21 protein-coding genes are annotated in these 25,802 nt (G+C 64.1%); 17 read left to right on the forward strand and 4 right to left on the reverse strand.

The window, feature by feature from the left end; translation table 11 throughout:
* Positions 1-128: 128 nt before the first annotated feature.
* From cyoA to LK535_RS09495, 8 genes are read left to right on the forward strand one after another with little or no spacing between them, the layout of a single operon-like run.
* Entirely contained in the window at positions 129-1,301 is a 1,173-nt protein-coding gene (gene cyoA, locus LK535_RS09460) for a ubiquinol oxidase subunit II (RefSeq protein WP_227771661.1), read from the forward strand.
* Between the two features lie 17 nt (positions 1,302-1,318).
* Positions 1,319-3,307: a cytochrome o ubiquinol oxidase subunit I gene (gene cyoB / locus LK535_RS09465; protein ID WP_227771662.1), complete on the forward strand. Its 1,989-nt coding sequence runs from the start codon at positions 1,319-1,321 to the stop codon at positions 3,305-3,307.
* A 1-nt stretch (position 3,308) separates the two neighbouring features.
* Positions 3,309-3,968, forward strand: coding sequence for a cytochrome o ubiquinol oxidase subunit III (cyoC, locus tag LK535_RS09470; protein ID WP_227771663.1), 660 nt, complete (start codon positions 3,309-3,311; stop codon positions 3,966-3,968).
* On the forward strand, positions 3,965-4,378 hold the full coding sequence (gene cyoD, locus LK535_RS09475; RefSeq protein ID WP_227771664.1) for a cytochrome o ubiquinol oxidase subunit IV: 414 nt from the start codon (positions 3,965-3,967) through the stop codon (positions 4,376-4,378). Before cyoC ends, cyoD begins: the two co-directional genes overlap by 4 nt.
* Complete coding sequence (locus LK535_RS09480; protein ID WP_227771665.1) at positions 4,378-5,100, forward strand: SURF1 family protein; 723 nt, start codon at positions 4,378-4,380, stop codon at positions 5,098-5,100. The genes cyoD and LK535_RS09480 overlap by 1 nt, the downstream gene beginning before the upstream one ends.
* Positions 5,100-6,404 (forward strand): ATP-binding protein, encoded by a 1,305-nt coding sequence (locus LK535_RS09485; RefSeq protein ID WP_227771666.1) that lies wholly within the window; start codon positions 5,100-5,102, stop codon positions 6,402-6,404. Before LK535_RS09480 ends, LK535_RS09485 begins: the two co-directional genes overlap by 1 nt.
* A 31-nt stretch (positions 6,405-6,435) precedes the next feature.
* Entirely contained in the window at positions 6,436-6,972 is a 537-nt protein-coding gene (locus tag LK535_RS09490; protein ID WP_227771667.1) for a response regulator transcription factor, read from the forward strand.
* Between the two features lie 55 nt (positions 6,973-7,027).
* Positions 7,028-8,518 carry a diguanylate cyclase domain-containing protein gene (locus LK535_RS09495; protein ID WP_227771668.1) on the forward strand — a complete coding sequence of 497 codons (1,491 nt, stop codon included), beginning with the start codon at positions 7,028-7,030 and terminating at the stop codon, positions 8,516-8,518.
* A 30-nt stretch (positions 8,519-8,548) separates the two neighbouring features.
* Here the strand turns inward: LK535_RS09495 and LK535_RS09500 are convergent, their stop codons facing one another.
* Positions 8,549-8,725, reverse strand: a complete 177-nt coding sequence (locus LK535_RS09500) for a hypothetical protein (protein ID WP_227771669.1) — start codon at positions 8,723-8,725, stop codon at positions 8,549-8,551.
* 132 nt (positions 8,726-8,857) lie between these two features.
* Here LK535_RS09500 and LK535_RS09505 point away from each other — a divergent pair, with 132 nt between their 5' ends.
* Positions 8,858-10,162, forward strand: coding sequence for a cation:proton antiporter (locus LK535_RS09505; RefSeq protein ID WP_227771670.1), 1,305 nt, complete (start codon positions 8,858-8,860; stop codon positions 10,160-10,162).
* 4 nt (positions 10,163-10,166) lie between these two features.
* On the opposite strand, the gene LK535_RS09510 is transcribed toward LK535_RS09505, so the two are convergent.
* Complete coding sequence (locus LK535_RS09510) at positions 10,167-10,571, reverse strand: DUF6165 family protein (RefSeq protein WP_227771671.1); 405 nt, start codon at positions 10,569-10,571, stop codon at positions 10,167-10,169.
* Positions 10,528-11,472, reverse strand: a complete 945-nt coding sequence (locus LK535_RS09515) for a glycosyltransferase family 9 protein (RefSeq protein WP_227771672.1) — start codon at positions 11,470-11,472, stop codon at positions 10,528-10,530. The genes LK535_RS09510 and LK535_RS09515 overlap by 44 nt, the downstream gene beginning before the upstream one ends.
* A gap of 196 nt (positions 11,473-11,668) precedes the next feature.
* Between LK535_RS09515 and LK535_RS09520 the strand changes: the two genes are divergently transcribed.
* The 7 genes from LK535_RS09520 to uvrA all read left to right on the forward strand — a co-directional run bounded on the left by LK535_RS09520 (position 11,669) and on the right by uvrA (position 23,581).
* Positions 11,669-12,484 carry a TIGR04290 family methyltransferase gene (locus tag LK535_RS09520; RefSeq protein WP_227771673.1) on the forward strand — a complete coding sequence of 272 codons (816 nt, stop codon included), beginning with the start codon at positions 11,669-11,671 and terminating at the stop codon, positions 12,482-12,484.
* A complete protein-coding gene (locus LK535_RS09525) occupies positions 12,481-13,407 on the forward strand; it encodes a glycosyl hydrolase (protein ID WP_227771674.1) in 927 nt (308 codons plus the stop codon). Before LK535_RS09520 ends, LK535_RS09525 begins: the two co-directional genes overlap by 4 nt.
* Before the next feature lie 11 nt (positions 13,408-13,418).
* Entirely contained in the window at positions 13,419-14,393 is a 975-nt protein-coding gene (locus LK535_RS09530; protein WP_227771675.1) for a Gfo/Idh/MocA family protein, read from the forward strand.
* 5 nt (positions 14,394-14,398) lie between these two features.
* The gene (locus tag LK535_RS09535; protein ID WP_227771676.1) at positions 14,399-15,460 is read left to right on the forward strand and encodes a polysaccharide pyruvyl transferase family protein; all 1,062 of its coding nucleotides are present in this window, start codon (positions 14,399-14,401) and stop codon (positions 15,458-15,460) included.
* A gap of 70 nt (positions 15,461-15,530) precedes the next feature.
* Positions 15,531-16,952: a Coenzyme F420 hydrogenase/dehydrogenase, beta subunit C-terminal domain gene (locus LK535_RS09540; RefSeq protein ID WP_227771677.1), complete on the forward strand. Its 1,422-nt coding sequence runs from the start codon at positions 15,531-15,533 to the stop codon at positions 16,950-16,952.
* Positions 16,953-17,210: 258 nt separating this feature from the next.
* Entirely contained in the window at positions 17,211-20,450 is a 3,240-nt protein-coding gene (locus LK535_RS09545) for a TonB-dependent receptor domain-containing protein (RefSeq protein ID WP_227771678.1), read from the forward strand.
* Positions 20,451-20,665: 215 nt separating this feature from the next.
* Positions 20,666-23,581, forward strand: coding sequence for an excinuclease ABC subunit UvrA (gene uvrA / locus LK535_RS09550; RefSeq protein ID WP_227771679.1), 2,916 nt, complete (start codon positions 20,666-20,668; stop codon positions 23,579-23,581).
* A 253-nt stretch (positions 23,582-23,834) separates the two neighbouring features.
* Here uvrA and LK535_RS09555 read toward each other — a convergent pair whose 3' ends face one another.
* Entirely contained in the window at positions 23,835-25,184 is a 1,350-nt protein-coding gene (locus tag LK535_RS09555; RefSeq protein WP_227771680.1) for an SIR2 family protein, read from the reverse strand.
* Between the two features lie 405 nt (positions 25,185-25,589).
* Here LK535_RS09555 and LK535_RS09560 point away from each other — a divergent pair, with 405 nt between their 5' ends.
* Positions 25,590-25,802 carry a hypothetical protein gene (locus LK535_RS09560; RefSeq protein WP_227771681.1) on the forward strand — a complete coding sequence of 71 codons (213 nt, stop codon included), beginning with the start codon at positions 25,590-25,592 and terminating at the stop codon, positions 25,800-25,802.

The raw sequence follows: 25,802 nt of genomic DNA on the forward strand, positions 1-25,802 counted from the left end.
GCCGTGCAATAATGGTTGGCCCGCGTCGGGGTTCATCAATACACGCCTGTGCCGGAGGCACGCTAGTGACGGGATTGGACAAATTGTCCAATGTAGCGCCCCGCGGACTCGGCCTAGGAGCGCATCATATGCCCGACCATCCCGCCCCGCTGGCACGGCTTGCCCGTGCGGCTTTGATTCCGCTCCTGCTGCTCGTTGCCGGTTGCCAGGGCGCCGTGCTCGATCCGGCAGGCGATATCGCACTTCAGCAGCGCAACCTGATCTACGCGTCTGTGGCGCTGATGCTGCTCATCATCGTTCCGGTGATGATCCTGACGGTCGTGTTTGCCTGGCGGTATCGCGCGGGCAACAAGGATGCGACCTACGATCCGCACTTTGATCACTCGACATCGCTGGAACTCGTCATCTGGTCCGCGCCGCTGCTGATCATCATCGCGCTTGGCGCGCTGACCTGGTCGAGCACGCACCTGCTCGATCCGTTCCGCCCGCTGAATCGCATTTCCGCGACGAAGCCGGTCGATCCGAAGCAGAAGCCGCTGCTGGTCCAGGTGGTGTCGCTCGATTGGAAGTGGCTGTTCATCTATCCCGAACTCGGCATCGCGACGGTGAACGAGCTGGCGCTCCCGGTCGATCGGCAGGTCCGCTTCGACATGACGTCCAGCAACATGATGAACACCTTTTACGCGCCGACGCTGGCGGGCATGATCTACACCATGCCCGGGATGCGCAGCACGCTGCACGCCGTGCTCAACCGTCCTGGCGATTTCGAAGGCATGTCCGCCAATTACAGCGGCGCCGGCTTCTCCTACATGCGCTTCCGTCTGCGCGGGCTGGACGATGCCGGCTTCGCGCGCTGGGTGGGCGAGGTGAAGGGCCGCGGCGCGACTCTGGATACCGCCAGCTATCTGAAGCTGGAAAAGCCCAGCGAGAAGGTGCCGGTCATGCACTTCGCCAGTGTCGATCCGAGCCTCTTCCAGCGCGCGTATGAGCGCTGCGTCACCCCGGGCACGCCATGCATGAGCGAGATCATGGCCCGCGACCATGCGGCGGGTGGCGGCGGCAAGCCGCATCCGATGAAGGCCGGCGAAGGCATGCCGTCCGGCCGCCAGTCGCTGCCGCGCGAAAAGCCGGAGGGCGGGCTGATGAAGGACACGGACGAGATCACGCCCGTGCCGCACAACTCCAAGCCGCGCCAGCCCGGTACGCCAGGCACGACCGACCCTGACTCGCCGCGTAACCGCGACCTCACCTTCCTCTCCCTGCCATCCGCGACGGGTCATGCCCGCGCGGCGCGCGGCTGAGCCGCCGGAGCCCCTCGATGTTCAACGAATCCGTCCTGAAGACGATATTCGGTCGTCTCAGTCTAGAATCCTTCCCGATCCATGAGCCAATTCTGCTCGTGACCTTCGGTGTCGTCGTCCTGCTTGGCCTCGGCATCGTCGGTGCGGTGACCAAGTACAAGCTGTGGGGCTATCTGTGGACCGAGTGGTTCACCAGCGTGGACCACAAGAAGATCGGGATCATGTACATGATCCTGGGCATCATCATGCTGCTGCGCGGCTTTGCCGACGCCATCATGATGCGCCTGCAGCAAGCCATGTCGTTCGGCGCGAACGAAGGCTATCTGAACGCGCATCATTATGATCAGATCTTCACCGCCCACGGTACGATCATGATCTTTTTCGTCGCGATCCCGCTGGTGGTGGGCATCATCAACTATGTGATGCCGTTGCAGATCGGCGCCCGCGACGTCGCCTTTCCGTTCCTCAACAACTTCAGCTTCTGGCTGACGGCGGCGGGCGCAGCGCTCGTCATGGTGTCGCTGTTCGTCGGTGAGTTCAGCCGCGGCGGCTGGCTGAATTACGTGCCGGTCGCCAACCTCCAGAACAGCCCGGATACCGGGCCGGATTATTATCTCTGGGCGCTACAGATCGCCGGCATCGGTACCACCCTCTCGGGCATCAACATGGTGGTCACGATCATCAAGATGCGTGCCCCCGGCATGACGATGATGAAGCTTCCGGTGTTCTGCTGGACGGCGCTGTGCAGCAACGTGCTGGTTATCGCCATCTTCCCGGTCCTCACCGCCGCCTTCGCGATGCTGATGCTGGATCGCTACGTCGGCACCAACTTCTTCACCAATGATCTCGGCGGCAACCCGATGATGTATTGGAACTTGGTGTGGATCTGGGGCCACCCGGAGGTGTACGTCCTCATCCTGCCGATCTTCGGCATCTATTCGGAAGTCACCTCGACCTTCACGGGCAAGCGGCTCTTCGGCTATTCGTCGATGGTCTATGCCACGGTCGTCATCACGATCCTGAGCTACCTGGTGTGGTTGCACCACTTCTTCACCATGGGCTCGGGCGCCAGCGTCAACAGCTTCTTCGGCATCGCGACGATGGTCATCTCCATCCCGACGGGTGCGAAGATCTTCAACTGGCTGTTCACCATGTACCGTGGCCAGATCCGGTTCGAGCTGCCGATGCAGTGGGTCGTCGCGTTCATGCTCACCTTCGTGGTGGGCGGCATGACCGGCGTGATGCTCGCGATCCCGCCGGCCGACTTCGTGCTGCACAACTCGCTGTTCCTGGTCGCGCACTTCCATAACGTGATCATCGGCGGCGTCGTGTTCGGCCTGTTCGCCGGCATCGATTACTGGTGGCCCAAGGCCTTCGGGTTCAAGCTCGATCCGTTCTGGGGCAAGATCCACTTCTGGGGCTGGGTCATCGGCTATTGGGTCGCCTGGACGCCGATGTACGTCGCTGGCCTGATGGGCGTGACGCGGCGCCTGCGTCACCTCGACGACGCGACCTTGCAGCCGTTGTTCGTCATCGCCGCGATCGGCGTCGCGATCATCGCGATCGGTATTGCTGCCTTCGTCATCCAGATCGCGGTCAGCATCATCAACCGTGACAAGCTGCGCGTCGGTGACGATCCGTGGAACGGCCGTACCCTGGAATGGGCGACCAGCTCGCCCCCGCCGGCGTACAACTTCGCCTTCACGCCCGTCGTGCACGATCTCGATGCGTGGCACGACATGAAGGAGCGTGGCCACCAGCGCCCGAAGAGCGGCTTCATGCCGATCCACATGCCGCGCAACACCGGTGCAGGCGTGATCCTGTCCGCGCTCGCCACCGTGCTCGGCTTCGCCATGGTCTGGTACATGTGGTGGCTGGCGGCGGTGAGCTTTGTCGCCATGATCGGCTACGGCATCGCGCACACCTTCAACTACAACCGCGATTATCACATCCCGGCCGAGGAAGTGGCCGAGAACGAACGCAAGCACGCGCTGGCGGGAGCCTGACATGACGACCCATTCCCCCACCGTGGAGGAAGCGAACCGGACGGCCGGGGCGGATGCCGCCCCGCCCATCTTCTACCAGACGGAGGCTGATCATCACGATCACAGCTCCGGCGGTACGATGCTGGGCTTCTGGATCTACCTGATGAGCGACGCGCTCATCTTCGCCACGCTGTTCGCCACGTACGGCGTGCTCAGCACCAGCTATGCTGGCGGCCCTGCCCCGGCACAGATTTTCGATCTGTCGCTGGTCGCGCTGAACACGGCGATGCTGCTGATCTCCTCGATCACCTGCGGCATGGCGATGATCGCGATGGAGCAAGGCAACGTCCGTGGCACTCAGTTGTGGCTTGCCATCACCGGCCTGTTCGGCGCCGCGTTCATCGGCATCGAACTCTACGAGTTTGCCGAGCTGATCCACGAAGGCGCCACGCCCATGCGCAGCGCCTTCCTGTCCGGCTTCTTCACCTTGGTCGGCACGCACGGCCTCCACGTGTTCAGCGGCCTGATCTGGATCGTGGTGATGCTGTTCCAGCTGAGCCAGCGCGGTCTGATCATGGAAAACCGCCGCCGCCTGATGTGCCTCAGCATGTTCTGGCACTTGCTCGACGTCGTCTGGATCGGCGTCTTCACCTTCGTTTACCTGCTCGGAGTCCTGCGATGAGCGCCTCCCACCCCCGCGCCAATACGCACGATCACGGCCATCACGGTCACGACCACCACGGCCATGACGCGCCGCCGGCTGATGGCGGCCACGGCCACGGCTTGCGACGCGGCTATGTTATCGGCTTTCTGCTGTCGGCGGTGCTGACGGCAGTGCCGTTCTGGCTGGTGATGACGGGCGCGCTGGCCAGCGTGCAGGCGACCGCCATTATCGTCGTCGCCCTCGCCTTCGTGCAGATCATCGTCCACACCTTCTTCTTCCTGCATCTCAATCCGCGTGCGGAGGGCGGCTGGACGTTGCTCGCCTTCATCTTCACCGTGATCATCATCGCGATCGTGATTGCGGGTTCGCTGTGGATCATGTTCCACCTGAACAGCAACATGATGCCGATGGACGGCATGGGCATGTGATGCGGCGTTATGCGTTCGTCGGCGTCTGCCTGACGCTGGCGGCGCTGTTCACGGCACTTGGGTTCTGGCAGGTCGAGCGCCGTGCCTGGAAGCTCGATCTGATTGAAAAGGTGGAGACGCGGGTTCACGCCGCCCCGTCTCCCCTGCCCCCGCCGTCCCAATGGGGCGGTGATCTGGCGTACCGGCGGGTGCGTATCACCGGCCGCTTTCTTCACGATCGTGAGACGCTGGTTCAGGCTGTCACCGTGCACGGGGCGGGCTGGTGGGTGTTGACCCCCATGCGCCTGTCGGATCCGGAACCGGCCTTCCGGCGCGCGACAGGCCACCCGCTGATCCTGGTCAACCGGGGCTTCGTACCCAATGAGCGCCGCGATCCCGCCAGCCGAAGCGCTGCCCAACCCGCCAGGCGGGTCACCATCACCGGCCTGCTGCGCAAGTCGGAGCCGGGCGGCGCCTTTCTGCGCAGCAACGATCCGGCTGCGGATCGCTGGTTCTCCCGCGACGTTGCCGCCATCGCCCGGGCGCGCGACCTTGGCCCGATCGTGCCGTTCTTCATCGATGCCGACAGCACGGCTAACCCCGGTGGTTTCCCGATTGGGGGGCTGACCGTGATCGCGTTCCGCAACAATCACCTGTCCTACGCCATTACATGGTTCGCGCTGGCACTGCTCAGCGTTGGAGCCAGCGTGATGGTGATGCGCTCGGGCCGCAAAGGGCGATGATGGATTCGCCCCTTCTCGCGCTCACGCGTCGATCCGTGGCGCAGGCCGGTTCATCGCGCGATTCCACCGCCGCCGAAAACATGCGCCAGCTGCTTCAGCTGCGCTGGATGGCGGTCGCTGGCCAGTTGATCACGATCCTGGTGGTTCACTTTCTTCTCGGGGTGAAGCTGCCGCTGTTCCCCATGCTGGTGGTGATCGCGCTTCAGGTCTTCGCAAACGTCGTAAGCTTCGTGCTGCTCAGCCGGGATCGCGTCACCAACGTCGAATTAATGCTCGGCCTCCTGTTCGACGTCGGCTCCCTCACGGCGCAATTGTCGCTTAGCGGCGGTGCCACCAACCCGTTCGTGTCGCTGTACCTGATCCAGGTGGTGCTTGGCGCGATCCTGCTGGAAACCTGGTCGGTCTGGGTGCTCGTCGTCCTCACCACCGTTTGTTACGCCGGGCTCGCCGCCGACAGCCGTCCGCTGGATTTTCCCCCCAGTATCGAGCCGCTCATTGGCGATCTCAACGCGCTCGGCGCATGGCTCAGCTTCGTGCTCAGCGGCACGCTGCTGGCGATGTTCGTCACCCGGATCAGCCGCAACCTGCGCGCGCGCGACGCCTTTCTAGCCGATCTGCGGCAGCGCGCGGCGGAAGAGGATGGGATCGTGCGCATCGGCCTGTTTGCCAGTGGCGCGGCGCATGAACTCGGCACGCCGCTCGCCTCCTTGGCGGTGATCCTCAGCGATTGGCGGCGCTTGCCCAAAATCGCACAGGATCCCGAACTCGCCGGTGAGTTGGCGGAGATGCAGGCGGAGGTGGAGCGCTGCAAGGCGATCGTCACGGACATTCTCCATTCCGCCGGCGAGCCACGCGGCGAGGCGATGCAAAGCGTCGCTGCTCGCGCCTTTCTTCATGACATCGTGGAGGAGTGGCGCACTACGCTTGCCAGTGGCCCTCTCGACGTCGACCTGAACGGTTTGGGCGATGCGGCGGTTGTTGCCGGCCCCTCGCTGCGCCAGGCCGTGTGGAACCTCCTCGACAACGCCACCGAGGCGTCGCCCGGCAGCGCGGCATTGGTCGCCACCTGCGATGCCGACGAACTCACCATCTCGGTGATCGATCGGGGGCGCGGGTTCACCGAAAGCCAGCTCGCGTCGGTCGGCAAGCTCTATCATTCGGGCAAGGGCGCTGGCCACGGTGTCGGCCTGTTCCTTGCCAGCAACGTCGCCCGCCGCCTGGGCGGGCGGCTGGAGGCGATGAACCGTCCTGGCGGGGGTGCCGATGTGCGGCTGGTCCTCCCCCTGGCGAAATCAAGGCGCTAGGGTTCACCGCAACAGCCTGCCGGAGACAGCGATGAGCACCGAACGCCGGATCCTGATCGTCGAGGACGACGAAACGTTCGCGCGCACGCTTCAGCGGTCGTTTGAACGACGCGGCTATAGGGTCTGGCTGGCGCATGGTCCCGCTGAGATGGAGGCGGTGCTGGAAGAGGCCCGGCCGGGCTTCGCGGTCGTCGATCTGAAGCTCGGCAACGCGTCGGGCCTCGCTTGTGTCGAAAGGCTGCATGGCTTCGATCCCGCCATGCTGATCGTGGTGCTGACCGGCTTCGCCAGCATCGCCACGGCGGTGGAGGCGATCAAGCTTGGCGCCTGTCACTACCTGGCCAAGCCTTCCAATACCGATGACATCGAGGCCGCGTTCAGCAAGGCGGCGGAGGGGAATGCCGATGTGCCGATCGAAGGGCGCAGCACCTCCATCAAAACGCTGGAGTGGGAACGGATTAACGAAACGCTGGCCGAAACCGGATTCAACATCTCGGAAACTGCCCGCCGTCTCGGCATGCACCGCCGCACCCTTGCGCGGAAGCTGGAAAAAAAGCCGCTGCGTTGAGGCACGACGGACCGTGTTAACCTGGATCTAATGCATGGCCGGTTAAGTAGCGGCCATGTTCCCGGTTTACGAAGAGGAACGCCTCGCGGCGCTGCGTTCGCTGGAGGTGCTGGATACGCCGTCGGAGCCCGAGTTTGAGGCGATCGTCCAGGCGGCTCGTCACATCTTCGACTCCCGCATGGCCTTTGTGTCGCTGGTCGATGCGGACCGCCAGTGGTTCAAGGCACGCTGCGGCCTGGATGAACCTGAAACACCGCGCGAATTCTCGATCTGCCAATATGTCGTCGCGACCGACGACATGCTCGTCATTCCCGACATGCTCGCGGATCCGCGCTTCGTGTCGAGCGTGGTGGTCACCGGCCCCCCGCACATCCGCTCCTACGCCGGTGTCCCGCTGCGCCAGGGCACGTCGCCTGATGCGCGCAAGCTGCCCATCGGCACTCTGTGCGTCGCGGATGATCGCCTGCTGACGTTCACCCCCGAAAAGCTTGCGCTGCTGCAGGGTCTTGCCGGCGTCATCGAAAGCACTCTGGAAGCACGCCGTGAACGGATCGAGAGCCTGAAGCTCGCCCTGTCGCGGCAACAGGCGCTGATCGAGAGCGAACGTGCCCACCGCTTGCTGCAACAGGCGGAACGCATGGCGCGTGTCGGCTCCTGGCGTCTCGACCTCGCGAACAACGATACGCACTGGTCGGCCCAGACCTATGCGATCCATCAACTGCCGCCCGTCGGCAGGCCGGAGCTGGAGAAGGCACTGCTCCATTATCCGCCGGCCGACCGGGCGCGGGTGCAGGAGGCGCTGGCTGCCTGCGCCGTGAATGGTCAGCCCTGGGATCTGGAGGTCGACCTCATCAATGCCAAGGGCATGCTTCGTCGCATCCGGCTGATGGGCGAAGCCGAAGTTCGCGACCGTCGCGTAGTGGCGATCATCGGCGTGATGCAGGACATCACCGAACGCTACAAGGTGGAGCGAAGGCTGCGGGAATTCGCGCTCACTGACGAGTTGACCGGCCTCGCCAGCCGCCGCGCCTTCAACGGAACGCTGGACGAGGCACTCGTCACTACCCCTGCCTGTGGCTCCGCCCTTGCCGTCGCCATCATCGATCTCGACCGCTTCAAGGAAGTGAACGATCGTCTCGGCCATCCCACTGGCGACGAGGTGCTTCGCGCCATGGCCGCCAAGCTCAGCGCTGCCGATTATCTCGGTGACTATCTGGCCGCTCGCCTTGGCGGCGACGAATTCGTGGTGATGCTCCGCGGCAGCCACGCGGCCGAACGGCTGGCGGAGGGGATCGAGCAGTTGCTCACCGACCTTCGCCACACTGTCTATGGCGAAGGCGCCGATCCCCACGCCGGGATCACAGTGTCGGCAACAATCGGTGCCTGCGTCCGCGATGCGGCTCATGCTGACCGGCCCTCGCTGATGAAGGCCGCGGACGAAGCGCTTTACGTGGCAAAGCGGACACGGCGGGGCACCGGCGCGATTGCCGGATGTGACGGCATTCTCGTCGCCCATGGCGCTGCGCCGGTAGAAGGGGCGGCGTAACCGTCCGTTCGCTGCGGTTGACGGCCGCAGTCACCCCGGCTGTCGCGGCGTCCACTTCCCCTTGGTCCGGCTCGTCAGGTGAAACTGGCCGCAGCGATCGCAGCGATAGATGCGCAGCGTGATGGCCGCCTTCTGCGCGGCGGCAAGCGCGTTCGCTTCCTCGGCAAAGCGCAGCTTGCGGCGGCAGGAACTCAGTTTCGTCCGCAAAGCCCGCCCTTCCCTGACTTGGCGCTCACGACAGGAGTGCACGCCCGCCGTCCATGACCGAAGCGGGTCCATCTCGCCCCCCGGGCACGCCGTCGCACCGCAACAATCCGGTGTTGAGGCGTTACACCGCGGATGCCCTCATTCTCCACCCCCGATCCGTACATCCTGTGGCTTACCGGGGCGGGGGTGCTGATCGCTCTTGTCGCATGGTTGCCGATGGCGCTGCGCAAGCTGCCGCTGTCTTTGCCGATCATCTGCATCGGCATCGGTGCGGCGATATTCTCGCTCCCCGCCGTGCGATGGCAACCGATGCCGTTCGATTATCCGGACGTGACGGAGCGGCTGACCGAGTTCGTCGTGATCATCGCGCTGATGGGGGCGGGCCTGAAGCTGGACCGGATCTTCCGTTGGCGTCACTGGGGCGTGACATGGCGGCTGCTCGCGATCACCATGCCTTTGGGGATCGCCGCAATCACCCTGCTGGGTGCCTGGTGGCTTGGCCTTGGCTGGATCGCGGCACTGCTGCTGGGTGCCTGCCTGGCGCCGACCGATCCGGTGCTTGCCGCCGATGTCCAGGTCGGTCCGCCCAAATCGAATGACGAAGACGAGGTCCGTTTCGGCCTGACGTCAGAGGCCGGGCTTAACGACGGGTTCGCCTTTCCATTCGTGCACCTCGCCATCGTACTCGGCACCCTTGCCGCCACTGGCCAGCCCTGGGCGAAGACCTGGGTTCTGGAAAATGTGGTGTGGGAGGTCGCTGTGGGCGTGGGTGCCGGCTGGCTGATCGGCAAGGCCTTTGGCTGGCTCACCTTCCACGTCCCCGCCGAAACCAAGCTGGCGGCCACCGGCGATGGCCTGATCGCGGTGGCCGCCACCTTCGTATCCTATGGTTTGACAGAGGTGGTTCACGCCTACGGCTTCCTGTCGGTGTTCGTCACCGCGCTGGCGTTGCGCCGGTCGCATCGCGATCATGAATTCAACCATCAGATGCACGCCCTCACCGAACAGGTGGAGCGGATCGCCATGATGGTGCTGCTGATCCTGTTCGGCGGCGCACTCGTGGATGGCTTGCTGGCGGCGCTGCGCTGGACCGATATCGTGGCGGCGGCGTTGATGATCCTGATCGTTCGTCCGGTCACCGGGCTGATCGGCCTCGCTGGCTTCCGGGCGGATCGGTCGGAAAAGCTCACCATCGCCTTTTTCGGGATTCGCGGCGTCGGCTCCTTTTACTATCTCGCTTATGCCCTCAACCGGATGGAACTGGCCGAGGCGGATCGCTTATGGGCGATCGTCGGCATCACCGTGCTGTTCTCGATCCTGCTTCACGGGCTGACGGTCACCCCGGCCATGCGCCTGCTGGATCGCCAGCACGGACGCGATCCCGATCGAACGGCCGCGCCGCCCCCGGGGCTGCAAGGCCCAGCGGCGGAATCGTGAACAGTCAGGCCGCTACGCGGCTGGCGTAGCTCTTTTCTTCGATCAGATCGGATTCCAGCTTCAGGTTGATCTCGCGCTTGATCGCTGCCCGCTCATCATTGCGCTGATAGACGGCGCGGGCCAGCCGGATGAAATCAGCGCCGAACTCGCGCGCCGCCTCCTGCTCCCGAATGGCGTCCTCGATCTCCCACAGTGCTTCGTTCACCGCCTTCAGCGCGCGGACCAGCGGGGCGATGCCGCTCCGGTTCAGCACCTGCGCACCGATGGAGCGCAACAGGCGATATTCGCGCAGCACATTCTCCCGCGCTTCGGCGCGCGTGATCCGCTCGCGCTTGATCTCCAGGATGGTGATCTTGTCGAGCAATTCACCCCAGGACACGGGAACTGACGGTGCTGCGATACTCGCCATGGGCCGACCTTTCGTGGTTGGTGACAATGGTGTTCGGGTTGGTCAGGTCGCGAACGACGCGGGCGATCACGCCTGCCCAGTCGCCGGGCGTTTCCTGCACATAAAGGCGCATGTCCGGGTACCACGGCGTGTTCGTCGCCGCCGGGTTCCACCGCCAGTCCGGCTCCGCCTTCAGCAGCAGCCAGGTGGGGCGGCCGAGCGCGCCGGCCAGATGTGCGATCATCGTGTCCACCGTGATGACCAGATCGCAGGCGGCCACCAGCGCTGCCGTCGCATCCATGGCAAAGGGGCAGCCCGCCGGATTCAGTACCGGCAGTGTCGTTGGTTCGGCAACCAGCGTGATACAGCGCTTGGCCGCAGCAATTGGCGCGAACAGCACTGGATCGAAGGAGCGCGCCGGATCCCAGTCACCGCCCTGATGACACAGGCCGATCGTACCTGCGGGCAATGCGGCCGGGCTCGCGCGCAGATAGGGAAAGTCGCTCGCGTCTGGCTTTGCCCGCAGCGCAAAGGGCAGCTCTGTGATTTCGAGGTCGCAATCTGCGGGCGGAAGCGGATGGGCATGGTCGAACGGCGCAAGGGTCAACGGAGCGTCGAGGCTGGCGAGCAACGGGTGCAGCCGTTCGGGTGCCTCCACCGTTACTCGTGCGGCACGGGCGGCCAGCGCGGGCAGAAACCGCGCGAACTGGATCGTGTCACCCAGTCCGTGATAGCACCGCACCAGCACGTCCCGCCCGTCGAAGGGGCGACCATCCCATACCCAGCGCAAGTGATAGGGCAGCTTTGGATCGTCGCGCGTCGCGGGATCACGCGTCGCCAGATCGCGCGCAGAAAGTGCCCACGCGCGGGGGTAATCCTCCGCCCGCATCGCTGAAACCCAATTCAGTGCGCCCTCCTCCATCAACAAAGCTGAATGTCGCGAAGGCGTCGCAGGTTCCCTCCCCTGCCCCGCAGCCACGAGAAAGCCGCAGGTGAAACGGGTCAGGGAACAGCTTTGAAGTACGTTCGTTAGGCGTAACGAGGTTCCCCCTGCCATCGCGTGCCGGGGGCCATCATCTTGGGCGCCGCATGTCGCGGGCCGTCATCCAGGGGGCGCGATGCCGGTAGCCGCACGTTCGAATGACCAAACGCGGGATCGCGAGCTAAGTAGTAGCATCGCCGCGCTCGCTCCGTGGTTTCACAACATCGACCTGAACGGCGTGCAGACCGCGCCCGATCATTTCCTTGGCAATTATCCCGGCGACAAGTTCGCCCGCTTTGCGCCGATCTTTCCCGCGGACCTCACCGGCAAGAGCGTGCTCGACATCGGCTGCAACGCCGGCTTCTACTCGGTCGAGGCGCTGCGCCGCGGCGCCGAGCGGGTCGTGGGGATCGACAGCGACGATCGCTATCTCGCCCAGGCTCGGCTCGCCACGGACGCGCTCGGCTTCACCGGCGTCGAGTTCCGCAAGCTATCGGTCTACGACGTCGCCGCGCTTGGCGAGAGGTTCGACCTCGTGATCTTCATGGGTGTCCTCTATCACCTGCGCCACCCCTTGCTCGCGCTGGACCTGATCCGTGAGCATGTCGCGGGCGACGCCATGCTGTTTCAAACGCTTCAGCAGGGCTCGCAGGATGTAGCCGACGCGCCCGAGGATCATCCGTTCTTCGAACCCGGCACCTATCGGCAGCCGGCCTATTTCGATGCGCCCGGCTATCCCAAGATGCATTTCATTGAACGCAAGTTCGCCGGCGACTGGACGAACTGGTGGGCGCCCAACGCTGCCGCCAGCCAGGCGATGCTTCGCGCCGCCGGCTTCACCGTCGAGGCGCAGGCCGACGGCGACGTCTATTTCTGCCGGGTCGCACCGGTTCCGTTCGGCCAATATGGTCCAACGGCAGTCTATCCAGCCAAGGGGGGAACAAGTTCGTGATCGAAGCGGCGATGATCTGGAACGAGCCGAACAACAAATCGCATTGGGATCCTGAGATCGACCCGGATTGGTCCTCCTATGCCGATCACGTCATTCGCGCGGGGAATTCGATCGCGGCGATCAATCCGTCGGTCACACGCGTGCTGGGCGGCATGTCCCCGATCGACCCGCAATGGGTGAACCGGATGCGGGCGCATGGCGCACTCGACGCGGTGGACGTGGTCGCCGTGCATGGCTTCCCGCTCGACTGGAATTTGTGGTCGATCCACGACTGGCCCAAGAAGATCGCGGAGATCGAGGCGGTGGTCCCCGACAAGCCGGTCTGGGTGACGGAAGTGGGCGTCGGCTCGTTCGGCGCGGAGGAAGTGCAAGTATTCGGCGTCGAGAAGACGGCTGAGCTGCTCGTCGGCCGCGTGCCGAACATCTATTGGTATTCGCTGTTCGATCTGCCGCAGTCCTGGGGCGCCACCACCCGCCACCGCGAGGCGGAGGGATCCAGCTATTACCGTCATTTCTACATGGGCCTGATCCGCGAAGACGGAACGGCGAAGCCGGCGCTTGATGTTTATGCGCGCCACGCCGCCGACATGGGGCTGATGCAATGGTTCCATTTCGAGGATCCGCGGCTTGACGAGGCAGTCGGCTGGCTGAAGCGGCTCGGCACGCGCAAGCTGCGCACCGGCCTCAGCTGGGCCGATCGGTTCCGCCCGGGCGCGCTCGACTGGTTCGATCGCCAGATGGAGGCGCTGGCCGATTTCGAGGTCACCGTCACCTTCTGCTTCACGCCCGAGCATCTCGGCGTACAGCCGCATCACACCAGCCCGGCGCGCGATCCGCAGATGTTTGCCGATTTCTGCGCCGAGATGATCGATCGCTATGCGCCCGCGCAGGCCGCACCGCTCAAGCTCGTCGCCTCGGCCTGAAAGACACACGCATGAAGCCCCGTCTCGGGTTCCTGGGGACTGGCTGGATCGGCCGGCATCGCATGGCTGCCATGGTCGCAACGGGGGCGGTAGAAGCCGTCGCCGTCTGCGATCCCTCGCCGGAATGTATCGCGGAGGCGGCTAATGTCGCCCCGACGATCCGCATCGTCGACTCGCTCGACGCAATGCTCGCGCTCGACATCGATGGCGTGGTGATCGCGACGCCCAGTGCGCTACACGCCGATCAGTCGATCCAGGCGCTTCAGGCGGGCAAGGCGGTCTTCTGCCAAAAGCCGCTCGGCCGCACCGCGGCAGAGGTGGATGCGGTGATCGCTGCCGCGCGAGAGGCGGATCGGCTGCTCGGCGTCGATCTGTCCTATCGCCACACTGCCGGTATGGAAGCGATCGCCAGCCTGATCGGCGAAGGCGCGCTGGGTGACATCTTTGCGATCGATCTCACCTTTCACAACGCCTACGGCCCGGACAAGCCGTGGTTCTACGATCCGGTACAGTCGGGCGGCGGCTGCGTGGTCGACCTCGGCGTCCACCTTGTCGACCTCGCGCTTTGGGCGCTCGGCTTTCCCAAGGCGACCGACGCGCACGCCGCGCTCTTTGCGGGCGGTCAGCCACTCCACCCCGGCTCTGTCGAGGATTATGCCAGCGCCAGCTTCACCGCCGGCGGCACCAACGTCCGGCTCACTTGCTCCTGGCGCCTTCACGCCGGGCAGGATGCGGTGATCGCGGCTGATTTCTACGGCACCAACGGCGGCGCCGCCTTCCGCAACGTCGGCGGCAGCTTCTACGATTTCACTGCCGACCACTTCACCGGCACCTCGGCCCACCGCTTGACGGACGGTGCCGACGATTGGGGTGGCCGCGCCGCCGCCGCCTGGGCGACGCAGCTTGCGCAAAGCCCGCGCTTCGATCCCGCCGCCGATCATTTCGCCCGCTCGGCAGAGGTGCTTGACCTCATCTACGGTCGCTGATCGGCATGGCAGCACGAAAGATTGGCGTCCTCACCTTCCATCGTTCAATCAACTACGGCTCTTATTGGCAGGCGCGCTGCCTGGTGGAGGGGCTCCGCGCCCGGGGTTTGGATGCCGAGTTGCTCGATCACCGCTCGCGCCGCGTGGAATGGCGCGAAGCGCGCAATGCGTTCCAGCCCACGCTTCCCGTCCGCACCGATCCGCGCCACTTCGCCGCGCTCGGCCGCAAGACCCGCGCGCTGATCGCCGCCGTCGACGCGCTCCCGCTGTCCCCGCCCTTCCCGCTCGAGGATCCGACGCGCGCGCCGCGATACGACACGGTTGTGGTCGGCAGCGACGAGGTGTGGAACTTCCGCCATCCATGGTATTCCGGCGCATCGATCTTCTTCGGCGAAGGGCTGAACACCGATCGCCTCGTCTCCTACGCGGCAAGTGTCGGTAATCACGACGCGGCAGACGGCATCGACAACCATTGGCTCGATCGCCTCCGCCGCTTCCATGCGATCTCCGTGCGCGATGAGAACAGTCGCGCATTGCTCACCGGCCTGGCGCGGGAGATCCCGCTCGTCCTCGATCCCTGCCTGCAATTCCCGAACGTGATTCCCGACGCAGCCACACCCGCCGGCAAGCGTTACGCCGTGGTGTACGGCCACAGCTTCCCGGATTGGTTTACCGCTCAGCTTCGCCGCTGGGCGGACCGCACCAACACCCGCCTCGTCACGATCGGCTATCCCAGCCAAATCGCGGACGAGGCCAGGATTGATGCCACTGCGGCCGATTTCTCCTCATTGATCGCCGGTGCGTGCGCGGTCGCGACCAATTTCTTCCACGGCTGCGTCTTTGCGATCCGCCACAATCGCCCGTTCGTCTGCGCCGCCTCGCCCTATCGCCGCAACAAGGTGCAGGATCTCACCCGTATCCTGGGGCTGCAGGATCACCTCGTCGCCGAGGGCCTGAGCGACACCGCCTTCGCCGATCGCCTCGCGGCCCTTCCGGCCGACCTCGCCGACCGCCTCGCGACCGCCCGCGCCGCCTCCACCCGCTTCCTCGACCATGCCCTCGCTTAACGCCCTCACTCCCGCCGACATCGTGGAATCGGGCCTGTGCATCGGCTGCGGGGGTTGCGCGACAAAGGGCATGGCCTGGGATCGCTATGGTCAGCGCAAGCCAAGCGCCGCGACACTCTCAGACTATCGAATCGGTACGATCGGCCCTGTCCCGACAACCATCGATCCGCAAACGCACGGATCGCACGTCGGGCGGCACAGCGGAGACCAGGATCGGCCAGCGCTGTCCGAAGGGGCCATTCCCTCGGCGACGATAACCAGCCAACCCGCCCCGAGCGGCGCTGCCTTCGCCGCCACCTGCCCCTTCTCCCCCGCGGCGCGCAACGAGGACCAACTCGCCGCAGCCCGCTTCCCGAAAGCCTCTCACCACGATCCCCGCCTCGGCCGCTACGAGGCGAATTACGTCGGCCACGCCGAGCAAGCCCCTTTTCGCGAGCGCGGCAGTTCCGGCGGCATGGTCAGCTGGGTCGCCGCAGACCTGCTTGCATCCGGTCAGATCGACGGCGTCGCGCACGTCATCCCCTCGACGGGCGAGCGCCTGTTCCACTACCGCATCTCGCGCACCCCCGATCAGATCCTGGAAGGCGCCCGGTCGCGCTATTATCCCGTCGATCTCGCCGAGGTGCTGGCCGAGATCCGCGCCACGCCTGGCCGCTATGCTATCGTCGGCGTGCCCTGCTTCATCAAGGCGGTCAGCCTGCTGCGCGAACAGGATCCGATCCTGAACGAACGCATCACCCACCTGCTCGGCCTGTTCTGCGGTCATATGAAAAGCGCCGCCTTCGTCGACAGCTTCGCCTGGCAGCTCGATGTGAACCGCAAGGATGTGCGCGCGGTGGAATATCGCCGCAAAGATCCCGATCGCCCCGCCAATTGGTACACCGCGCACCTGACCCTCAACGACGGCACCGCGCGCTGGCAGGACTGGTTTCACCTCGCCGATGGTGACTGGGGCGCCGGCTTCTTCCAGAACTCTGCCTGCGACGCATGCGACGATGTCGTCGCGGAATGCGCCGACGTGTCGTTCGGGGATGCGTGGGTGGAGCCTTACTCCTCCGACGGCCGCGGCACCAACGTGGTGATCGTTCGCTCGCCGGACATTGCCGGCCGCATTTCCTCGGCGATCGCGGACGGCCGCCTCGACCTGAAGGCTGTCGATGCGGACTTCATCGCAAATACCCAGGCCGCCGGTTTTCGCCAGCGTCGTGAGGGGCTGGCCTATCGCCTCACCTGGCAAAAGCGCCGCGTAACGCCCGTCAAGCGCGTTGCCCCGCGGGCAACCGGCCATCCGCCGCGCCGCCGCGCCATCTATCGCCTGCGCGCCGGCATTGCCCGCTGGAGCCACCGAATGGCCTTTGCGGCCAAACGACTGAACCGCACCGCGCTCTACACCCGCTGGGCCAAGGCAAGCCTCTACGTCTACCAGGCGTTCGCCTACAAACGCGGTCGCCTGGGTCGCCTGCTCGCGCGCCTCGACGGCGTCGAAGGCTAAGCACAAAGAAAAAGCGGCCGCCGAAGCGACCATTTGCGTAGCACGCACCCTGGGCCGCAGGCGCCAGCGTGGTCCGTTCCCGGTTGATCACGCAATTGCCCGGTCAACGCCGCAGACATCACCAATCCGCATGCGATGTGACAGTTATGTCACGAAAGTTTCAAAAGTCACTTTCTGCTGCACCGCACGGTTGCGATCAAGCACCAGAACGGGTCTGCGGGTCGGCCCACGTTCAGGGTAATGAAAAGGTGTTTGTCAATGCGTACTTTCCACTGGTTGTCGGCCACTGCGCTGGCGACCGCCGCCGTCGTGGTGCCAGGGGTTGCGCTGGCGCAGAGCGAGCCGCAGTCCGGCGAACCGTCGACTGTTGGTGCCGCTACCGGCGAGCAGGAAGCTGATCCGTCCAACGAAACGATTGTGGTCACCGGTACGCGTATCCGTCGTCCCAACGACGATGCGCCGACGCCGATCACGACGTTCGATTCACAGCAGATTTTCTCCACCGGTCGCGTCGCGGTCGGTGACGCTTTGAACCAGCTTCCGCAGTTCCGTTCGTCGCTGGGTTCGCAGAACTCCACCTCGGGCCTCGGTGTTCGCGGTGTGAACTTCCTCGACCTGCGCTCGCTGGGCCGTGCCCGTACGCTGGTGCTCGTCAATGGCCGCCGCCATGTGTCGGCCGACATCATCAACAACGGCAACGCCGTCGACATCAACGCGATGCCGACCGACCTGATCGAGAATATCGAAGTCGTCACCGGTGGTGCGTCGTCGGCAGTTTACGGGTCGGATGCGATCGCGGGCGTGGTCAACTTCAAGCTGAAGCGTGACTATGACGGTATTGCGCTTCGCGGTCAGACCGGCATCAGCGACTATGGCGATGCGGGTAACCAGTATCTTTCGCTCGTCGCCGGCAAGAACTTCGCCGACGGCCGCGGCAACATCGCGTTCAACGCCGAATTCGCCCATCAGAGCGACTATTACGCGTCTGGCCGTCCGAACCTGCGCCAGAACGACGCCTTCATCGTCGTCGACACCGACAGCGGTGTTGCATTTGACGATGTGCCGGATCGTAGGTTCTTCCGCGACCTGCGCAGCGCCACGATTTCGCTGGGTGGCCAGCTCGGCTTCCGTCAGGGCGCCAACCCGGGGTGCGGCGTTGACGCAGTCGGCGCGGCCTTCACCTGCGGCTATCTGTTCGATCGCAACGGCAACCTGACGCCGCAGACCGGCGACCGGGTCGGCCTGGGCCCGAACGGCAACTACATCGGCGGCAATGGCACGACGAGCCGCGAAAGCCGCCTCACCGCCCTCTCGCCCGACGTGAAGCGTTACGTCTTCAACGCGCTCGGCCACTTCGAAGTGTCGGAGGGCTTCGTCCCCTTCTTCGAGGCCAAGTACGTTCGCACCGAAGCAAGCGGCTCGCAGAGCGGTCCGTTCTTCTCGCAGGGCCAGACGCTCTCCGATGGCGTGGCGATCGCTGGGTTCACCGACCGCTCCTACTCGAACGCTGGTTCGGGTTCCGTCAACCGTGAAGGCATCCGCCTCGACAACCCGTATCTCAACGCGGCAGCCCGCGCGACGATTGCTGGGCAGCTTCGCAACTCGATCATTTCGGGCGTGAACCCGAACACGGGCGCCGCATTCAGCGGCGCGTCTGCCGCCGCCAACCAGGCAGCAGCGCTGGCCCAGGTCGACGCCGGCACCTATCGTTTCAGCCTGCGTCGCAACTGGCTGGACCTCGGTATCCGCGACGAGCAGATCAAGCGCGATACCTTCCGCTTCGTCGGTGGTGTCCGCGGCGACTTCAACGACGACTGGAACTACGAAGTTTCGGTGAACTACGGTGAGCACCGCGAAAACAATCTGATCGTCGGCAACGTGAACACCCAGCGCTACCTGCTGGCGCTGGACACGACGCGCAACGCCGCTGGTCAGATCGTCTGCCGCGCGCAGGTCGACGGCGCCTATGCCGGCAGCGACCTGGGTGGCAATCCGGCACAGCTCGCGGCCGATATCGCTGCCTGCGTACCGCTCAACCCGTTCGGCGAGGGCTCGGTCAGCGAGGCTGCGCGCAACTACATCCTGTCGCCGACCGAAGCTTCGGGCAAGGCAACGCAGCTCGTCGTCAACGGCTTCGTCGCGGGTGATTCCAGCCAGCTGTTCGAACTGCCCGGTGGCCCGGTCGGTTTCTCGGTCGGTGGCGAATATCGCCGCGAAACGCTGAGCTATGACCTCGATCCGCTGACCCAAGCGGGCTACAACTTCTACAACGCAATCCCCAGCTTCCGCGCACCGGCGTTCGAAGTGAAGGAAGCGTTCGGCGAATTGTCGATCCCTCTGCTGAAGGACGTGTTCCTGATCAAGGAACTGACGATCTCGGGTGCGGCCCGCGTTGCGGACTACTCCGGTTCGGTCGGCACCGTCGTGGCGTGGAACGGCAACGCGACCTGGCGTCCGGTCGACGACCTGCTGCTGCGTGGCGGTTACTCGCGTTCGGTGCGTTCGCCGTATCTGGGTGAGCTGTACTCGCCGCTCGGTCAGAATTACGCCCCCAACCCGACGAACGACCCTTGCTCGGCCCGCAACATCAACACGGGTTCGGCGACGCGCGCGGCGAATTGTGCGGCCGCTGGCCGTCCGGCGGACTATGACTTCGTCTACACCTCGTCGCTGGAAATCCAGAGCGGTGGCAACCGTCAGCTTGAGGCGGAAACGTCCAACTCGCTGACGCTGGGCGGTGTGTTCACGCCGCGCTTCGTGCGGGGCCTGTCGCTGTCGGTCGACTATTATGACATCACGGTCAACAACGTGATCACGTCGCCGTCGGTCCAGCAGGCCTTGAACGCGTGCTACGACGCACCGAACCTCAACAACCAGTTCTGCGATCAGTTCACCCGCGCGGGTGCCAACGGTGGCCCGAACGGTGAAGAGGCGTTCCGGATCATCGAGGGATCGTTCCAGGATCTTCCGCAGAACTATGCCCGCTTCAAGACGCGCGGCATCGACACGCAGCTGGCCTATAACCGTGACTTCGGCTTCATGCGGGCGAACTTCAAGGCGGTCTGGACTCACCTGATCCAGCTCGACCAGTTCACCGATCCGTCGCGTCCGGACTTCAAGAACGTGCTGACCGGTGAGCTCAGCTACCCGAAGGATCAGGTGATCGCGTTCACCGATCTTCGCTTCGGTCAGTTCACGCTGGGCCACACGATCCGCTGGATCGACGGCATGTATCTGAACACGTTCGAAGACTATAACGGCGTGAACGGTCAGCCGCCGCAGAACCCGGACTATGCGACGATCCGCAAGTATCCGTCGGTCGTGTACAACGACATCCGGTTCGGCATCGACGTGGAAGACGATTTCACGCTCGACTTCGGCGTCAACAACGTAGGCGATGTGAAGCCGCCGTACGGTCTGACCGGCATCACCACCGGCTCGGGCATCTACGACAACCGCGGCCGCTTCTTCTATGCGGGCTTCCGCGCACGCTTCTGATCCAGCGATCAGATTGCAACTTCTGGGGGGTCGGCCACGCCGGCCCCCTTTTTTCATGTCAGTCCGCCGCTCATCGCTCAGCCTGAAGGTCGTTCAGAGCCAGGCGCGCGACGCCAGCACAACGCTCAATTCCGTCCCCCGGCTGGCATGCCCCGCCCCCGCTTCCTACATCTCCGCTCTAGCCCCCCGACCGGAACGGAAGTAGAACTAAACGCATGCTGACTCACATCTCCGTCCGCGGCGCGCGCGAGCACAATCTGAAGGACGTAAGCGTCGATATCCCGCGGGATACGCTGACGGTGATCACCGGCCTCTCCGGCTCGGGAAAGTCGAGCCTCGCGTTCGACACCATCTATGCCGAGGGGCAGCGCCGCTACGTCGAGTCGCTGTCCGCCTACGCCCGCCAGTTCCTCGAACTGATGCAGAAGCCGGACGTCGATCATATCGAGGGGCTCTCGCCCGCCATCTCGATCGAGCAGAAGACCACCAGCCGCAACCCGCGCTCGACCGTCGCGACGGTGACGGAGATCTACGATTACATGCGCCTCCTCTGGGCGCGCGTCGGCATCCCCTATTCGCCGGTCACCGGGGAGCCGATTGCGGCGCAGACCGTCAGCCAGATGGTCGACCGCGTCATGGCGCTGCCTGAAGGCACGCGGCTATACCTGCTCGCCCCCGTCGTGCGGGGCCGCAAGGGTGAGTATCGCAAGGAGCTGGCCGAGTGGCAGAAGGCCGGCTTCACCCGCGTGCGGATCGACGGCGAGATCCACGAGATCGAGGACGCGCCCGCGCTCGACAAGAAGTACAAGCATGACATCGAGGTCGTGGTCGATCGCCTCGCGGTGAACGCGGACATCGCCACCCGCCTCGCCGACAGTTTCGAGACCGCGCTGAAGCTCGCCGATGGCCTCGCCTATGTCGACCTCGCCGACGGCGTCGTGCCGGGGCGCGAGGACGAGGCCGCGTCCGGCGGCGCGATGAAGAACGCCGGTGTGCCCGCCAACCGCATCGTCTTTTCCGAAAAGTTCGCCTGCCCGGTCAGCGGCTTCACCATCGCCGAGATCGAGCCGCGCCTGTTCTCCTTCAACGCCCCCCAGGGCGCCTGCCCGGCGTGCGACGGCCTCGGCGAAAAGCTGATCTTCGACGAGGATCTCGTCGTCCCCAACCACGCGCTCACGATCAAGAAGGGCGCCGTCGTCCCCTGGGCGAAATCCAACCCGCCCTCGCCTTATTACATGCAGGTGCTCGGCTCCCTCGCCCGCGCCTATGATTTCAGCCTCGACACCCCCTGGGCCGAGCTTCCGAAGGAGGTGCAGAACATCATCCTCCACGGCACCCGCGGCAAGGCGGTCACCCTCACCTTCATCGACGGCAAGAAGAGCTACGACGTCAGCAAGCCGTTCGAGGGGGTCATCGGCAACCTCAATCGCCGCATGGCGCAGACGGAAAGCGCCTGGATGAAGGAGGAGCTCGGCAAGTACCAGAGCTCCCAGCCCTGCGAGGTCTGCCACGGCGCCCGCCTCAAGCCCGAGGCGCTGGCGGTGAAGGTGGCGATGCAGGACATCAGCCACGCCACCCACCTCTCGGTGGTCGACGCGCTCGCCTTCTTCACCGATCTGCCCAACCACCTCAACGACCAGCAGCGCGCCATCGCGGAGCGGATCCTGAAGGAGATCGTCGAGCGGCTCGGCTTCCTCAACAACGTCGGCCTCGATTATCTCAACCTCGATCGCACCTCGGGCACCCTCTCCGGCGGCGAGAGCCAGCGCATCCGCCTCGCCTCGCAGATCGGCAGCGGCCTCTCTGGCGTCCTCTACGTCCTCGACGAGCCCTCGATCGGGCTCCATCAGCGCGACAACGACATGCTGCTCGCCACGCTCCGCCGCCTGCGCGATCTCGGCAACACCGTGCTCGTCGTCGAGCATGACGAGGATGCGATCCGCACTGCCGATTACGTGATCGACATGGGCCCGGGCGCCGGCGTCCACGGCGGCCAGGTGGTGGCGCAGGGCACCGTCAAGCAGCTCCTGAAATCGAAGACCAGCGTCACCGCGGATTACCTCAACGGCACGCGCGAGGTCCCCGTGCCGGCCAAGCGCCGCAAGGGCTCGGGCAAGAAGCTAACGGTGCATAACGCCACCGCCAACAACCTGACCGGCGTCACCGCCTCGATCCCGCTCGGCACCTTCACCTGCATCACCGGCGTCTCCGGCTCGGGCAAGTCGAGCTTCACCATCGACACGCTCTACGCCGCCGCCGCGCGCCAGCTGAACGGCGCGCGCATCCTCGCCGGCAAGCACGACAAGGTCACCGGGCTGCAGCATCTCGACAAGGTGATCGACATCGATCAGTCGCCGATCGGCCGCACCCCGCGCTCGAACCCGGCGACGTACACCGGCGCCTTCACCCAGATCCGCGACTGGTTCGCCGGCCTGCCCGAGGCGCAGGCGCGCGGCTACAAGCCCGGCCGCTTCTCGTTCAACGTCAAGGGCGGCCGGTGCGAGGCGTGCCAGGGCGATGGCGTGCTCAAGATCGAGATGCACTTCCTTCCCGACGTCTACGTCACGTGCGACGTGTGCCACGGCGCGCGCTACAATCGCGAGACGCTGGAGGTGAAGTTCAAGGGCCACTCGATTGCCGACGTGCTCGACATGACGGTCGAGGACGCGGCGGAATTCTTCAAGGCCGTGCCCCCGATCCGCGACAAGATGGCGATGCTGGTCGAGGTCGGGCTGGGCTACGTCAAGGTCGGCCAGCAGGCGACGACGCTGTCGGGCGGCGAGGCGCAGCGCGTGAAGCTCGCCAAGGAACTCTCCCGCCGCGCCACCGGCAACACGCTCTACATCCTCGACGAGCCGACCACGGGCCTCCATTTCGAGGACGTGCGCAAGCTCCTCGAAGTGCTCCACGCCCTCGTCGAACAGGGCAACACCGTGGTGGTGATCGAGCACAACCTCGATGTCATCAAGACCGCCGACTGGGTGCTGGACTTGGGCCCCGAAGGCGGCGTCAAGGGCGGCGAGATCGTCGCCGAAGGCACGCCGGAGGTTGTGGCGGCGGAACCGCGGAGCTTTACGGGGAAGTATTTGGCGCCGTTGTTGGGGAAGCGTGAGGCTGTGGCGGCGGAGTGAGCCGCAAATCCTCCCCGAGCTTGCTCGGGGAGGGGGACCAGCGAAGCTGGTGGAGGGGCTGGGTGTGCGTGACGCCTGCCCCGCCCGCTCGTCATCCCGGCCTTGAGCCGGGATCCATCGTGCCGCGGTTGCAGGTGTTGCCGCGGGCGCGACGGAGTGAACGGTGAAGGCGCAACAGCGAAACTATACAACGGCTTTACGCGCCCCATTGCTGAGGCAGCCGCCGGCTTCGGCGGAGTGATCCCTTCTACGACTACAGGTCGACCTGGTAGTCTAAACCGTCGCTTGCCTTCTTGATCAGATCGATAGCCTCTTGTGACCACTTCCGGGTTGCCGAGTTCTCCTTTTTTCCAGTCTTTATTTTGCAATGATATCGATTGTCGGTGTCTCTAAATTTGACGCCTTTATCTTCCTCAATCCTCTTAAGGATTTTGTCGACCTGTTGCCAGTTTTTCAAGCCGAGTTCTTCGGCCACCATCCCAAGTGTGTATGGATGAAGTTTGTTTTCAGTGTCAGTTATCGTGAGCCCGAGCATTCTTGGGACCTCGTCGTCGCTGCTCGTAAGACGCTCCAGTGTAGTGAAGTCTACTTCAACCTCACCGTTGGGGATGTCCTTCCGAGTAAGCTTCATAACACGAGCGGCGAGGGCTCGAACGAGAGCAGGATTGACGTATTTGAGGTCATGTTGGGCGGCAAGAGCTTCAAATATGTCAGCAAGAGAAGAAACGTTTAGAACTTTCAGGCGATACTGCGTACTCCCGCCCGCGACGACAAACTCACTCGCACCCTTTGCCTTGTCTGGATCGGAATGCCAAACAATTTGAATAACGTTTCCGATCAACCCTGTCTCGTCTGCTGTTATACGCCCAATATCACGAAGAACAGTTTGTACGTTTGGGTCACCTAGCCCATATCCGAAGATGAACACGGGATGCTCAACAAAATAGGTTAGCAACTTAGCCGCGAAGTATCGACTATCCTCAGACCAGCTTTCATAGTCTGGCCCAGATATCACTAGACTGGACGGGTCTGAAACAGAACCATGAATATGAAAAATCTCTCCGAAAGAGTCTAGATTGTACCTAAGTACTCCTGTTCCAACAATAGGCTCATATCCGGTGAATATGCGCTCCAGAGTGTCGTCATAGTTTGTTGTTATTATTGCATGCGGCCTAATTGCAACAAGCGCCTTAAGCTCTCGCACAATTTCTTTATCATCCTCGTCTATTTTCTTTGGCGTGATACTTCTGAGATGGTCGGCAATCACGGTCTTTAAGAAGATGTACCTGTCTTTCGACTGATACAGTTCCTCCTCAAAGTTTCCTCTTCCTTTCGCCCAGGCCCATTCGAAAAGTGCATTGCCGATATCGGTCCCAATCGCAACTTTGTCGTCGTTATGCTTTTGCACCAAATAGCTATAATCTGGCCCCTCCTCGCCCATACACGACAAGGCGTGACGCAGGGCACCCTCCCAGTCAGGGGCTCCTATGTAGCGCCTGGCTAAGCCAGCCCCAATGAAGAGTACAGGCTGGCAATCAAAGTTTTCGAGCGTTTGCTCCACTGCAGAGACAGCGATTGTCGTTCCGTCAATTTCGGCGCTCACCTTGACCCCTCACTCTTCGACAGTAACTTGAGAGGAACAAATGAGGATCGTGATGTCAATGCATCACTTTGTGTGACCATTCTCTCCTGCTATAACTTTCGTCCGCGCATGCGCCCTTGAGCTGCGACACTTGCGTCCTCGATCGCCTCGCCCCCGATCGCATCCGACACTCAAAGCCTAGCGCGTATCAATTACTGGCTCTGCGTGAATGGGAACATCACATAGCACGAGAACAGCCCCGCCGCGGCAAAGCCGCGTCGTCAGTCGGCGCTATAGCGCCGCTGGCCGGGCGCGCGCGAGTGCGCTCGGGCGTAGCTTTGCTACGCTCTCGCCGCGCGCGCTGTCCTACAACCCCCCTTTCGGTATAACTCCCCCGTCCAGCAATCATTTGCGAGGACGAAACCGATGCCGCATCCGCTCCCCCTCCCCATCTTCACCGATGGTCCCATCACCGATGCGCACGCCGAGGCCGTCCGCCACTGGCAGTCGCTGATCGACCGCGGCCTCATCGGCAAGCGCACCGAAACCCCGCCCGATGTCGCCGCCAATCTCGCCGCGACCGATCGCCTCTTCCGCGAGATCGCCCGCGACCGCCGGCGGCTCCAGCGCGGCTGGTAG

It is taken from the genome of Sphingomonas sp. IC4-52 (assembly GCF_020707225.1).
Taxonomy (GTDB): Bacteria; Pseudomonadota; Alphaproteobacteria; order Sphingomonadales; family Sphingomonadaceae; genus Sphingomonas.

Excerpts from the sequence above, each read along its gene's own strand:
- cyoB (WP_227771662.1), top strand. The coding sequence starts at position 1,319 with ATGTTCAACGAATCCGTCCTGAAGACGATATTCGGTCGTCTCAGTCTA.
- LK535_RS09535 (WP_227771676.1), top strand. The coding sequence starts at position 14,399 with ATGGCAGCACGAAAGATTGGCGTCCTCACCTTCCATCGTTCAATCAAC.
- LK535_RS09530 (WP_227771675.1), top strand. The coding sequence starts at position 13,419 with ATGAAGCCCCGTCTCGGGTTCCTGGGGACTGGCTGGATCGGCCGGCAT.
- LK535_RS09540 (WP_227771677.1), top strand. The coding sequence starts at position 15,531 with ATGGCCTGGGATCGCTATGGTCAGCGCAAGCCAAGCGCCGCGACACTC.
- LK535_RS09560 (WP_227771681.1), top strand. The coding sequence starts at position 25,590 with ATGCCGCATCCGCTCCCCCTCCCCATCTTCACCGATGGTCCCATCACC.
- LK535_RS09490 (WP_227771667.1), top strand. The coding sequence starts at position 6,436 with ATGAGCACCGAACGCCGGATCCTGATCGTCGAGGACGACGAAACGTTC.
- LK535_RS09505 (WP_227771670.1), top strand. The coding sequence starts at position 8,858 with ATGCCCTCATTCTCCACCCCCGATCCGTACATCCTGTGGCTTACCGGG.
- LK535_RS09485 (WP_227771666.1), top strand. The coding sequence starts at position 5,100 with ATGGATTCGCCCCTTCTCGCGCTCACGCGTCGATCCGTGGCGCAGGCC.
- cyoC (WP_227771663.1), top strand. The coding sequence starts at position 3,309 with ATGACGACCCATTCCCCCACCGTGGAGGAAGCGAACCGGACGGCCGGG.
- LK535_RS09495 (WP_227771668.1), top strand. The coding sequence starts at position 7,028 with ATGTTCCCGGTTTACGAAGAGGAACGCCTCGCGGCGCTGCGTTCGCTG.
- LK535_RS09520 (WP_227771673.1), top strand. The coding sequence starts at position 11,669 with ATGCCGGTAGCCGCACGTTCGAATGACCAAACGCGGGATCGCGAGCTA.
- uvrA (WP_227771679.1), top strand. The coding sequence starts at position 20,666 with ATGCTGACTCACATCTCCGTCCGCGGCGCGCGCGAGCACAATCTGAAG.
- LK535_RS09480 (WP_227771665.1), top strand. The coding sequence starts at position 4,378 with ATGCGGCGTTATGCGTTCGTCGGCGTCTGCCTGACGCTGGCGGCGCTG.
- LK535_RS09515 (WP_227771672.1), bottom strand. The coding sequence starts at position 11,472 with ATGGAGGAGGGCGCACTGAATTGGGTTTCAGCGATGCGGGCGGAGGAT.
- LK535_RS09545 (WP_227771678.1), top strand. The coding sequence starts at position 17,211 with ATGCGTACTTTCCACTGGTTGTCGGCCACTGCGCTGGCGACCGCCGCC.
- LK535_RS09510 (WP_227771671.1), bottom strand. The coding sequence starts at position 10,571 with ATGGCGAGTATCGCAGCACCGTCAGTTCCCGTGTCCTGGGGTGAATTG.
- cyoA (WP_227771661.1), top strand. The coding sequence starts at position 129 with ATGCCCGACCATCCCGCCCCGCTGGCACGGCTTGCCCGTGCGGCTTTG.
- cyoD (WP_227771664.1), top strand. The coding sequence starts at position 3,965 with ATGAGCGCCTCCCACCCCCGCGCCAATACGCACGATCACGGCCATCAC.